Here is a 12,212-nt window from a genome sequence, read left to right as displayed (position 1 = left end):
AGAGCAGCACATCACTTCTTGGACTTGTCCTTCGCGTCCTTGCCGCCGCTGCTGCCCGCACCGTCGGAGGACAGCGCCGCGATGAAGGCGTCCTTGGGGACCTCGACCGTACCGATCGTCTTCATGCGCTTCTTGCCCTCCTTCTGCTTCTCGAGCAGCTTGCGCTTACGGCTGATGTCGCCGCCGTAGCACTTCGCGAGCACGTCCTTGCGGATCGCGCGGATCGTCTCGCGCGCGATCACGCGCGCGCCCACGGCCGCCTGGATGGGGACCTCGAACTGCTGACGCGGGATGAGCTCCTTGAGCTTGGCCGTCATCATGACGCCGTACGAGTACGCCTTGTCCTTGTGCACGATCGCGCTGAACGCGTCCACCTGCTCGCCCTGCAGCAGGATGTCGACCTTCACCAGGTCCGCGGCCTGCTCGCCCGAGGGCTCGTAGTCGAGCGAGGCGTACCCCCGCGTCTTGGACTTGAGCTGGTCGAAGAAGTCGAACACGATCTCCGCGAGCGGCAACGTGTAGCGCATCTCGACACGGTCCTGCGAAAGGTGGTCCATGCCGCCCAGCACGCCGCGCTTGCCCTGGCACAGCTCCATGACCGCACCGATGAACTCGGTCGGGCACAGGATCGTGGCCTTGACGATCGGCTCGCGGATCTCGCCGATCTTGCCGCCCGGGAACTCGCTCGGGTTCGTGACCGTGACGACCGAGCGGTCCTCGAGGGTCACCTCGTAGACGACGTTCGGGGCGGTCGAGATCAGGTCGAGGTCGAACTCGCGCTCGAGACGCTCGCGCACGATCTCCAGGTGCAGCAGGCCCAGGAAGCCCACGCGGAACCCGAAGCCGAGCGCGACCGAGGTCTCGGGCTCGTAGTTGAGCGCCGCGTCGTTGAGCTTGAGCTTGTCGAGCGCGTCACGCAGGACCGGGTAGTCCGAGCCGTCGATCGGGTACAGCCCCGAGAACACCATGGGCTTGGGGTCGCTGTACCCGCCCAGCGCGTCCTGCGCCGGCTTGGCCGCGTTGGTGACCGTGTCACCGACCTTCGACTGACGCACGTCCTTCACACCCGTGATGAGGTAGCCCACCTCACCCACGCCGAGCCCCTTGGTCGGGTGCGGCTCGGGCGCGCTCACACCGATCTCCAGGAGCTCGTGCGTCGCCCTGGTCGACATCATGACGATCTTCTCGCGCGGGTTCAGGTTGCCGTCGACCACGCGCACGTACGTCACGACGCCGCGGTACGTGTCGTACACCGAGTCGAAGATCATGGCGCGCGCCGGGGCGTCGGCGTCCCCCACGGGCGCCGGGACCTCCTCGACGATGCGGTCGAGCAGCTCGGTGACCCCCACACCCGTCTTGCCCGAGACCTTCAGGACGGTCGACGGGTCGACGCCCACGAGGCCCGCGATCTCCTCGGCGTACTTCTCGGGCTGCGCGGCCGGCAGGTCGATCTTGTTGAGCACCGGGATGATCGCGAGGTCGTTCTCCATCGCGAGGTACAGGTTCGCGAGGGTCTGCGCCTCGATGCCCTGCGCGGCGTCCACGAGCAGCACGGCACCCTCGCACGCGGCGAGCGAGCGCGAGACCTCGTACGTGAAGTCGACGTGCCCGGGCGTGTCGATCATGTTCAGCGCGTACGGCACCAGCGGCGCCGACGTGTCGTCCGGGTCGCCCCCCTCCCGCACCGCCCACGGCATGCGCACCGCCTGCGACTTGATCGTGATGCCACGCTCACGCTCGATGTCCATGCGGTCGAGGTACTGCGCACGCATGGCGCGCGAGTCGACGACGCCGGTGAGCTGCAGCATGCGATCGGCCAGCGTGGACTTGCCGTGATCGATGTGCGCGATGATGCAGAAGTTGCGCAGCAGCTCGGGCGGCGTCGCCGCGGGCTGGATGCGGGTGCTCAGCTGGGCGCTGGGGATCGGGGACAACGGGGGTGCGCTCCTGTGGTGGGTCAAGACGGGGCGGCGGACGGCGCCCGCCCCTGCGGATCGGTGCTCGACGACGGAGCGTGAGCCACCGGGACGGGCCCGGCAGGTCGCTGGTCGTCGCACGCAGGGTCGGACAGCAACCACCATTGTCCCACGACCCCGCACGCGCGAGGCTCACCCGCCCCGGGCGGCCGGACCCGCAGGGCCCGTACGCCGGACGGGGTCACGGGCGCTCCGGGTAGATTGCGGGCGTGGCTCAGAACAAGTGGATCTCCCTGCTCACGGACGCGGCGCGCGCGATCCTCGGCGCGCTCGGCGGCTCGTCCCGCCCGGCCGGCGGTCGGGAGTCGCCCCGCACCCCCTCCGGCCCGACGGCGTCAGGCGCCCCGCGCGCAGTGGCGCCCCGTCCGCGGACGGGAGCGACGGCGTCGGGCACGGGCGCACCGAAGCCCGGACCGCAGGCCGGCGCCCGCAGGCCCGACGGCGCGGGCACCGCGACCGCGCACGGAGCCCAGCCCCCGGGCACCTACCCCGGCGACTTCACAGGCCGCGTGCGGGCCGAGTACTCCCCGCAGCTCGACGGCGACCCGGACCCCGGCGAGATCGTGTGGACCTGGGTGCCCTACGAGGAGGACTTCTCCCAGGGCAAGGACCGGCCCGTGCTGCTCGTCGGACGCGACGGCGGCTGGCTGCTCGCGACCATGCTCACGAGCAAGGACCACTCGCGCGACGCCGCCGACGAGGCCCGATGGGGGCGACACTGGCTCGACATCGGCTCCGGCCCGTGGGACTCCCGCGGCCGCGACAGCGAGGTACGCCTCGACCGGGTGATCCGCGTCGACCCCGGCGCGGTGCGCCGCGAGGGCGCCGTCATGGACCGCCGCACGTTCGAGACGATCGTCCGCGAGATGGGCCGGATCCAGGGCTGACCGCTCGCACGCAGGTTCGTCCTCGCGTGCGGCTGCACGGCGGGATGACGGGCCTTGAGAGCCGGATGACACGGGCCATGGCGGGCCGGAGGTGAGCATTCTGGCCGATCTCGCGGTCGGCTGGTAGTCTTGGTGGCTGCGTGTCCGCCCAGGTCGGCGGGCACAGTTCCAGCTCCTCTCCAAGGGTTCCCCACCCCCAGTCCCGGAGCTGGAATCGCCCTCTACGACCTATTCGATCGCTTCGGCGAACACACCAGAAAGTCCACACGTGGCAAACATCAAGTCTCAGATCAAGCGCATCAAGACGAACGAGAAGGCTCGTCTGCGCAACAAGGCCGTCAAGTCGGAGCTCAAGACGAACGTTCGCCGCGTTCGCGAGGCCGTCGCCGCCGGTGACAAGGAGGCCGCTGCCAGCGCCCTCGCCACCGCGTCGAAGAAGCTCGACAAGGCAGTCTCCAAGGGTGTCATCCACCAGAACCAGGCTGCGAACCGCAAGTCGGCTCTGGCGAAGGCCGTCAACGCTCTCTGAGCGTGACACTCCCTTCCACGCGTGACCTTGTGCGTCGCCCCTGATCCACCTCGGGCCGCACGGTGAACGTCGAGAGGCGCTGCTCCCTCCACGGGGCAGCGCCTCTCGTGCGTCCGGGGACGGGCGCGGGAGGGCATCCAGGCCGGGCACCCACGTTCCTGGGGGCTCAGCGCCCCGAGCCGTGCGCCCCGGCGATCGTCAGCACCGCGCGCTCGACCGCGAACACCGGGTCGCGGCCACCGCCCTTGACCTCGGCATCCGCCTGCGCGACCGCGGTGATCGCGGCGGCCAGCCCCTCGGGGGTCCAGCTCGACAGGTCCTTCTTCGCACGGTCGATCTGCCAGGGGGCGAGACCCAGGTCCTTGGCCGACACTCCCCCGCGGCCGCGCATCGCGGCGACCTTGGCGAGCGTGCGGAGCTTGATCGCGAGCACCGCCACGAGCGGCACGGGGTCCACCCCGGTCGCCAGTGCGTGCCGCAGCAACGACACGGCCTCACCGGCCTTGCCCGCGACGGCCGCGTCGGCGACCCGGAACCCCGTGGCCTCGACCCTGCCCCCGTAGTACCGGTCGACGGTCGCGGCGCTGATGGTGCCCGTGGTGTCGGCGACGAGCTGGGCGCAGGCGCTCGCGAGCTCGCGCAGGTCGTTGCCGAGCGCCTCGACGAGCGCCTTGACCGCGCCGGCGTCCGCCCGACGTCCCGCGGCCTTGAACTCCGCGGCGACGAACGAGAGCTTGTCGGCATCCTTCTTGATCGCCTCGCACGCCACGACGGGGGCTCCGCTCGCCCGGATCGCGTCGAGCATCTTCTTGCCCCGCACCCCTCCGCCGTGCACGATCACGACGGTCGTGTCCGGGTCCGGCGAGGCCACGTAGTCCACGACGTCCGGGATGAGCGCGTCGGCCGCCGCCTCCGCTCCCCGCACGACCACGAACTTGGGCTCACCGAAGAGAGACGGGCTCGCCGCGACCGTCAGCATGCCGGACTCGTAGGTCGCGGCCTCGATCTCCGACTTCTCCGCCTCCGGGTCGCGGGCACGAGCCAGGTCGAGCAGCGAGTCGACGGCTCGCTCTGCGAGGAGTCCCTCAGGTCCCTGCACCAGCACCACGGGCGCGAGCTCGACCGCGTTCCAGGCGAGCGTCGCGGACGGGCGGGCAGAGGTACGGGAAGGAGCGGCAGCCATGGGCTCAACGATCCCACGGCCCACCCACCCGGAGCACATCCCGAGACGTGCCCGGTGCCCGGTGCCTGCCCCCGGTGCCTGCCCCCGGTGCCGAGCATGCGGTTGGCGTCGTGATCGGCCCGATTCCGGACGACAACCGCATGCTCGGGCAGCGTCACCGCATGCTCGGCGCCGGCCGGGGCTGGATCTGACCGGGTTCCCCTAGCCGGTGCCCCACGACGTGCTCGTCACCGAGCACCGCGGATCAGCAGCCAGATCGGCGATACCGGCTGGATAGAAGGGCACCCCGCTCGCCCTGAGATCGTCCAGGTCGTACCAGCCGACGGTCGTCTCGGCGTCGAGGACCGGCAGCCGCTGGTCGAGTCGCGTCGCCTCCAGGTCGGGGCACCGCACCGCGAAGACGTGGACGATCTCGTGGCCGCGTCGGCCGTCGATCTCGAAGTGGTTCTCCGTGACCGCGAGCGCCTCGACGTCGGTGAGCTCGGCGCCGAGCTCCTCACGAAGCTCGCGCCGGACGGCATCGACGGCGTGCTCGCCGAACTCGATGCCTCCGCCGACAGCACGCAGGTAGCGGGCCGACCTCGCCGTGGCGGGGTACTCCTCGGCGAGTACGTGCCCGTCGCGCACGAGGAGGGCGACGGCGACGTTGCGGATCCGTGGTTCGGCACTCACGACGCGAGCCTATCCAGGGACGCGGCGCGTCCGGGCAAGCCCCACCCCTCACGTCCCGGTGCCCGGTGCCCGGTGCCGAGCATGCGGTCGGCGTCACGATCGGCCCGATTCCGGACGACAACCGCATGGTCGAGCAGTAGCAACCGCATGCTCGGCGGCCGAGCGGCGCAGCCCGTCCCGGTCAGTCGTCGTCGCAGCCCGCGACGGCGAGCGCCCCGTCCCGCACGACGAGCGCGAACGTCCCGCACCGGTCGGTCCGCAGGACCGCAGCGCCGACGCTCTCGTAGAGGTCGAGCGCAGCGTCGGTCGGGTGGCCGTAGGTGTTCTCGCCCGAGCTCACGATCGCGGCCGCTGGGCTCAGGGTCGCCGCGAGCCTGGCCGACTGGACGCGGGACCCGTGGTGCGCGACCTTGACGACATCGACCGCGGCGCCACCTGCGCGGGCCCGCAGCGTCCGGTCGAGGGCCTCCTGCCCGGCGTCCTCGAGGTCGCCGAGCGCGGCGAGCGTGAGCTGGGGAGTCGTGACGAGCAGGGCGATGCTCGCGTCGTTCGCTCCTCCGTCGGCCTCGGCCAGTGCGGCGCGTCCCCGTCCGAGTCTCGGCGCCGTGTCGTGGGAGGCGGTACCGAGCCCGGCCTGCAGCACTTCCCACGACACGTCGCCGAGCACGCCGCCGGTCCCGGCCTGGGCGACCTCGACGGGTACCCCTCGGTCGCCCAGGTCGTCGAGGACCCGCCCGGCCTGGCCGGCGGGGTCCCCGAGGCCGGTTACGAGCGCCCGGTCGACCTGGCGCCCGTCGAGCACGGCGTCGAGCCCGCCGACGTGGTCGGCATGGAAGTGCGTGAGCACGAGCAGGTCGATGCGCTCGATCCCGAGCTCGTCGAGGCACCTTCCTCCGGCAGGCCCTGCGGGCCCGACGTCGACCATGAGGCCGCGCCCGGCACCGGTGCGGACGACCAACCCGTCGCCCTGACCGACGTCGCACGCCGCGACCACCCAGTCGGCCGGCACGTCACGACCTGCGGGGGCGATCCACCGCGGCCAGGCGGACGCCACGCACCCGGCGACCAGGGCGGCGAGCACCGCCCAGGCCACCAGCAGGCGCAGGGTCGCGCGGCGCCGTCGGGCAGCGAACGCCTCCCGAACGTTCGCTCGCACGGCCGTGCGCCACGCGTGCGGCCACCCGCTCCCGCGGCTCCACGGCACCCGCACCCCGACCAGGCCCGCGACCCACCGCCAGCGCCACACCAGGACCAGCCCGACGACGGTCAGCACCGCGAGCGCCGCCGCGCCACCGGTCCCGCCCGGCCACGGCAGCCGCGCCCCGGGAAGGTCGGCGAAGAAGCGCGCCACCGCGGCGATCCACCACGACGCCAACCCCGCAGGCCACGCCAGCACCACCCCGGCCCCCGGGAACCACGGCGCCACGAGGGTCGCGAGCACCCCGAGCACGGTCGCCGGGACGAGTGCCGGAGCGGCGACCAGATTGGCCGGTACCGCGTACGTCGCGACCGACGGATCCAGCAGGACGAGAACCGGCGCGCACGCGAGCTGCGCCGTCAGCGGGACGGCGAGCGCGAACGCGATGACCTTGCCGACCCACGGGGTGAGGCGCCGCGCGACGGGCTGGGTCCCGAGGACCAGGGCAGCCGTCGCGACGCTCGACAGCACGAACCCGTACGACCGCGCGAGCCACGGATCGAGCACGAGAAGCACCACGACGACGGCCGCGAGCGCCGGGAGCGCCCTGGACGGCCGCCCCAGCCCGATCCCCACGAGCCCGACCACACCCATCGCCGCCGCACGGAGCACGCTCGGGTCAGGGTGGACCAGGAGCACGAACCCCGCCATGACCGCGCCCGTCACGACCACACGCACCTGGCGCGGTGCACGGGCCGTGGCGCACAGCGCCGTCACGGTCGCGACGACGATCGCGAAGTGCCCGCCCGAGACCGCGGTCACGTGCGTCAGGCCCGTGGTCTTGAGCGCCTCGTCGAGCTCGTCGTCGATGCGCGACGTGTCGCCGACCGCGACACCCGGGAGCAGCGCCCGCGCGTCGGCAGGCAGCCCGTCCGAGACCGTGAGGAGATCGGCCCGGAGGGTGTTGACGACGCCCAGCGCGGGGGTGGGTGCACTGGTGACCGCGGGCGGCCCGGTCGCGACGAGCATCGCCACGGCCTTGTCCCCGGGGTCGGCAGGCAGCAGCGTGCCCGACGCCCGGACCTCGCTCCCGTAGGCCAGGTCACCCCAGGCGAGGCCTGCGAGGACGTCGATCTGCCCTCCAGCGGGGGTCGCGGCACCGCGACCTTCGAGCGCGTGCAGGGCCAGCGTGGTGCGGACCGAGTCCGCCGCCCCCGACCACGGGTTCGTGACCGTCTCCGGTTCGCTCACGACCCGCCCCACGACCTCGACCGTCGCGCCCTGGGCGGCGAGGTCGGCGCCACCTCCACGGTCCCGTTCGACGAGGTGCACCGTCCCGGTGAGCAGCACGGCCAGCACGCAGGCAGCGACCAGGGCACCCTGCGCGAGCCACCGGCGTCCCGGGGTACGGGGCCCCCGGGTACGCACTCTCGGTGGACCGAGCGCCGGGACACGCGTGGCCGGGACTCGGCGCGGACGCCGGTCGACGAGAAGCAGCGCCCCGAGAAGGGTCACCAGCGCCGTGCTCACGACGGTCCCCGTCACGACCGTCTCGGGTTCGGCCGCCGTGAGCCACCACGCGCTCCCCCAGGTCGCGAGAGCCGCGGGCACGAGCCGGAGGTCGGTCGCGGTCGCGCGTGGGGGACGCACCGGGGCAACCGGTGACAGCGGCCGGTCGGCCTGTCCGGCACCGTCGGCCTGTCCGGCACCGCCGGTCAGGCCGGAAGTCCGCTCGCTCGACGGGACAGCCGGGGAGTCCGGGTCGTCGCGCACCCTCTCAGACCTTCACCTGGTCGCGCAGCCTCGCGAGCAGCGCGTCCCCGATCCCGCTCACCTCCCCCAGCTCTTCGACGGTCGTGAACGGGCCGTTGGCCTCGCGCCACTCGACGATGCGGGCTGCGAGCACGGGACCGATCCCGGACAGCCCGTCGAGCGCAGCCTCGTCGGCGGCATTGAGGTCCACCGGGCCGTCCGGCGCCCCGCCCCCGGTCGCCGGTCCTGGGGCCGCGACCACGACCTCGCCCGGCCTCGGCACGACGATCTGCTCACCGTCCACGACCTCGCGTGCCAGGTTGACCCCTGCGAGGTCGGCGTCCGTCGTGGCGTCCCCGGCTGCGGTGAGCGCGTCCGCGACCCGGGATCCCTCGGGCACGGTCACGAGCCCCGGCGCGGCCACGGCCCCGACCACGTGCACGACGACGTCGCTCACCGCTGGCGCAGCGTCCCCAGCCCCGCCCCCGGCACCGGGAGCAGTGCCGGACGCAGCCCCGGAGACACCCTCGTCCGCACGCGCGACAGGGCCGTCGCCCTCCCCCAGAAGGTCCCCGGTCCCCGCCCCGGGACTCGCGGCACCGAGGGCCGCCACCGGCCGCAGGTCGTCACCGTCGGCGAGGGTCCACATCCCCATGCCCGCCGCGAGCAGCAGCACCGCGACCGCGCCGACCACCGCGGTCCTCGCCCCGACGGACCAGCGGCGCGGGCCGCCGTCGGGCACGTGCTCGAACCCCGAGTGCGTCGTGGGGTGACCGTTCGCCGCCGTGTACGCCTCGGCGACCGCATGCAACGGGCCGTGCCGGGGCACCGGCTCGTCCGGCACACCTTCCTCCTCCGCGGCGGTCGACCCTGAACGTGAGGTCGCGGGCTGAGGGGCGGCGTCGCCCGACACCTGGTCGAGTGTCGGGTCGACGCTGCGCAGCCGCCGCAGACGGTCCCCTCCGCCGGGGCGCGTCAGATCGTCGTCGGCGGTCGGTGGGCGCGTCCGGGAGAAGGTCACGCAGGCACGCTAGGCGCCGGGACGTGCCGCCCGCGGGGCAGCAGGCAAGCGCTGTGGACACGACGCACCGGAGGCCGGCCTGTGCACGGCCAACCACTGAGGAAGGGCCTAGGGTGCGCGGTCCGCGACGACGATCGCCAGCACACCCGGTCCCGCGTGCGCACCGACGACCGCGCTCACGGGCGTGACCGCCGCCCGCACGCCGGTCTCGTCCCACAGCCGGTCTGCCACGTCCCTCGCCGCGCCGTCGTCGCCCAGGTAGTGCACGGCGAGCTCGGGCTCGGTCCGGCGCTCGACCGAGTCGGCCGCCACCTGGATCAGCCGGTCGACCGCCGCCCCGCGCGTGCGGACCTTCTGGATCACCTCGATGCGCCCGTCGCGCACCGCGAGCAACGGCCGCACGCCGAGCACCGTGCCGAGCGTCGCGGCCGCCACGCCCAGCCGGCCACCGCGACGCAGGTGGTCGAGCGACTCGACCATGAAGATCGCGCGGCTCGAGTCCGCGACCGCGATCGCGCGGCGGGCCACCTCGTCGACCGTCCCGCCGGACGCCGCGACGTCGGCCGCCGCGAGCGCCGCGAACCCGAGGCCCATGGCGACGGTCCGCGAGTCCACGACCCGCACCGGCACCGGGGAGCGCGTCGCCGCGAGCGCCGCCGCGTGCACCGTGCCCGACAGGTCGCCCGACAGGTGGATCGACACGATCGCCCGCGCACCGGCCCGCGCCGCCGCCTCGTAGGCCGTGACCAGGGCGTGCGGCGTCGGCTGCGACGTCGTCACCCGCTCGCCCGCGCCGATCCGGTGCGCGACGTCGTCGGGCGACACGTCGATCCCCTCGAGGAACACCTCGTCCCCGGCCAGCACGTGCAGAGGCACCACGGACAGCGCCGGGTGGTCACCGGAGGGGAGGGAGGCGGTCGAGTCCGTGACGACGTGGACGGCCGGGGGCTTCGCAGGACTCATCTCCGGGACACCTTACGTGGCGCGCCCGGTCGGTCGCATCCTGCGCCGCGCGCTCCTCGGAGCCCCGCCCTAGTATCCGAGACATGCCCGACGACGCAGCCCCCTCCCCCGCAGAGCTCGCCGCCCTGAAGGCTGCCGCCGCGCAGGCGGCCGCCGAGGCAGCCGAAGCCAGGGCAGCCGCCGCGCAGGCCGCGCTCGAGGCCGCCCAGGCCGCGGCCGCCGGGGCCACGGACGCAGACTCCGCTGCCGAGCCCAATGACGACGTGCCCGACGCACCCGCCGACGCGGCGCCGTCGAGCACGCCCGACCCGGCCGTCCCGGACCCGGCAGCCGCACCGCCCACGCAGGCTCCGTCGTCGGGCCCCTTGGACGGCTACCCCGCCGAGGTCGCCGCGGGCTACGCCTACCGCGGCGCGACGCTCGCGCTCGGCGCGCTGCTCGAAGCACCCGAGGCCCCCGGCGACCCCGTGCCGCGCGCCGACGTCCAGGTCGGGTTCCCGCTCGCGATGCTCAACCGGCACGGGCTCGTCGCCGGGGCCACCGGGACAGGCAAGACCAAGACGCTGCAGGGCATGGTCGAAGGCCTCTCTGACGCGGGCGTGCCGACGTTCGTCGCCGACATCAAGGGGGACCTGTCGGGACTCGCGGCGCCCGGTACCAGCGGGGAGAAGATCCTCGAGCGCACCGCGAGCATCGGGCAGGACTGGGAACCGACCACCTACCCGGTCGAGTTCTACTCCCTCGGCGGGCTCGGCAAGGGCATCCCGATCCGCACGACCGTGAGCGACTTCGGGCCGCTGCTGCTCTCCAAGGTGCTGGGGCTCAACGGCACGCAGGAGTCGAGCCTGGGACTCATCTTCCACTGGGCCGACACGCAGGGGCTCGCACTGCTCGACCTCAAGGACCTGCAGGCGACCATCGCGTACCTCACCTCGGACGACGGCAAGGCCGAGCTCAAGGGCATCGGCGGGCTGTCCGCCGCCACGGCCGGGGTCATCCTGCGCGAGATCGTGACCCTCCAGGCGCAGGGGGCCGACGTGTTCTTCGGCGAACCCGCGTTCGACACGACCGAGCTCCTGCGCGTCGCGGCCGACGGGCGCGGCACCATCTCGGCGCTCGAGCTGCCCGCCGTCCAGGACCGCCCCGCGCTCTTCTCGACGTTCCTCATGTGGCTGCTCGCCGACCTGTTCCAGGACCTGCCCGAGGTCGGCGATCTCGACAAGCCCCGGCTCGTGTTCTTCTTCGACGAGGCGCACCTGCTGTTCACGGGAGCGACCAAGGAGTTCGTGGCGCAGGTCGTGCAGACCGTGCGCCTCATCCGGTCCAAGGGCGTGGGCGTGTTCTTCGTGACGCAGAGCCCCAAGGACGTGCCCGCCGACGTCCTGGCCCAGCTCGGCAACCGGGTCCAGCACGCGCTGCGCGCCTTCACGCCCGACGACGCCGCCGCCCTCCGCGCGGCCGTCCGGACGTTCCCGCGGTCCCCCTACGACCTGGAGCAGCTGCTGCAGTCGCTCGGGACGGGCGAGGCCGTGGTCACGGTGCTGACCGAGAAGGGCGCCCCGACACCGGTCGCGTGGACGCGGGTCCGCGCGCCGCAGTCGTCGATGGAACCCGCACCGGAGGCCGTGATCGACGGGATCGTCGCGGGCTCACCGCTCACCGCGCGGTACGCCGTGGCGGTCGACAACGAGTCGGCCCACGAGCTCCTCACCGCGCGCATCGCCGCGCAGCAGGCTGCTGCCGAGCAGGCCGAGCTCGCCGAGAAGCAGGCCGACGAGCTCGAGAGGATGCGCGCCAAGCTCGAGCAGGACGCGGCCCGCGCGGGGAACGGCTCGGGAGGTGGCTCAGGGAGCGGCACGGCCCGGCGGTCGACCGCGTCCTCAAGCCTCGACAAGCTCCTGGGGTCGATGGCGACGCAGCTCGGCCGGGAGATCACACGGACGGTGTTCGGGACGCGGCGGCGCTAGGCGCCCAGCCGTCGCTGAGTGCGGAGTAGTTGTCGTCAGATGTGCCGATCGACGACAACTACTCCGCACTCAGCGACGTGGTTGTCCACAGATTCCTCGGCAGGGCTCCGCGACCTCCTCCCCG

9 protein-coding genes are annotated in these 12,212 nt (G+C 73.3%); 3 read left to right on the top strand and 6 right to left on the bottom strand.

Going from position 1 to position 12,212, the window contains the following annotated elements:
• Positions 1 to 11: 11 nt before the first annotated feature.
• Positions 12 to 1,934, bottom strand: a complete 1,923-nt coding sequence (lepA, locus tag IE95_RS0110785; protein WP_030151637.1) for a translation elongation factor 4 — start codon at positions 1,932 to 1,934, stop codon at positions 12 to 14.
• 251 nt (positions 1,935 to 2,185) lie between these two features.
• Here lepA and IE95_RS0110780 point away from each other — a divergent pair, with 251 nt between their 5' ends.
• Positions 2,186 to 2,863 carry a type II toxin-antitoxin system PemK/MazF family toxin gene (locus IE95_RS0110780; RefSeq protein WP_030151636.1) on the top strand — a complete coding sequence of 226 codons (678 nt, stop codon included), beginning with the start codon at positions 2,186 to 2,188 and terminating at the stop codon, positions 2,861 to 2,863.
• A 268-nt stretch (positions 2,864 to 3,131) separates the two neighbouring features.
• Entirely contained in the window at positions 3,132 to 3,392 is a 261-nt protein-coding gene (gene rpsT, locus IE95_RS0110775) for a 30S ribosomal protein S20 (RefSeq protein ID WP_030151635.1), read from the top strand.
• 166 nt (positions 3,393 to 3,558) lie between these two features.
• Here the strand turns inward: rpsT and holA are convergent, their stop codons facing one another.
• The 5 genes from holA to IE95_RS0110745 form a co-directional block, all read right to left on the bottom strand.
• Positions 3,559 to 4,575, bottom strand: a complete 1,017-nt coding sequence (holA, locus tag IE95_RS0110770) for a DNA polymerase III subunit delta (protein WP_051702997.1) — start codon at positions 4,573 to 4,575, stop codon at positions 3,559 to 3,561.
• Positions 4,576 to 4,776: 201 nt separating this feature from the next.
• A complete protein-coding gene (locus IE95_RS19610) occupies positions 4,777 to 5,247 on the bottom strand; it encodes an NUDIX hydrolase (RefSeq protein ID WP_051702996.1) in 471 nt (156 codons plus the stop codon).
• A 181-nt stretch (positions 5,248 to 5,428) separates the two neighbouring features.
• On the bottom strand, positions 5,429 to 8,158 hold the full coding sequence (locus IE95_RS0110755; protein ID WP_248700176.1) for a ComEC/Rec2 family competence protein: 2,730 nt from the start codon (positions 8,156 to 8,158) through the stop codon (positions 5,429 to 5,431).
• A gap of 4 nt (positions 8,159 to 8,162) precedes the next feature.
• Positions 8,163 to 9,158, bottom strand: a complete 996-nt coding sequence (locus IE95_RS21070) for a ComEA family DNA-binding protein (protein WP_240666155.1) — start codon at positions 9,156 to 9,158, stop codon at positions 8,163 to 8,165.
• A gap of 108 nt (positions 9,159 to 9,266) precedes the next feature.
• A complete protein-coding gene (locus IE95_RS0110745; protein WP_030151630.1) occupies positions 9,267 to 10,121 on the bottom strand; it encodes a DegV family protein in 855 nt (284 codons plus the stop codon).
• 83 nt (positions 10,122 to 10,204) lie between these two features.
• Here IE95_RS0110745 and IE95_RS0110740 point away from each other — a divergent pair, with 83 nt between their 5' ends.
• The gene (locus IE95_RS0110740) at positions 10,205 to 12,088 is read left to right on the top strand and encodes a helicase HerA-like domain-containing protein (RefSeq protein WP_030151629.1); all 1,884 of its coding nucleotides are present in this window, start codon (positions 10,205 to 10,207) and stop codon (positions 12,086 to 12,088) included.
• The last annotated feature ends 124 nt before the right edge of the window (positions 12,089 to 12,212 follow it).

Origin of the sequence: Oerskovia turbata (assembly GCF_000718325.1) — a bacterium.
GTDB classification, from domain to species: Bacteria; Actinomycetota; Actinomycetes; order Actinomycetales; family Cellulomonadaceae; genus Oerskovia; species Oerskovia turbata.
Note: the sequence above shows the minus strand (reverse complement) of the source record. Positions and strands in the feature narration are given on the sequence as shown.

Bases quoted from the DNA above. Each gene is read 5' to 3' on its own strand.
- holA (WP_051702997.1), bottom strand. From the start codon at position 4,575: ATGGCTGCCGCTCCTTCCCGTACCTCTGCCCGCCCGTCCGCGACGCTC.
- IE95_RS0110745 (WP_030151630.1), bottom strand. From the start codon at position 10,121: ATGAGTCCTGCGAAGCCCCCGGCCGTCCACGTCGTCACGGACTCGACC.
- IE95_RS0110740 (WP_030151629.1), top strand. From the start codon at position 10,205: ATGCCCGACGACGCAGCCCCCTCCCCCGCAGAGCTCGCCGCCCTGAAG.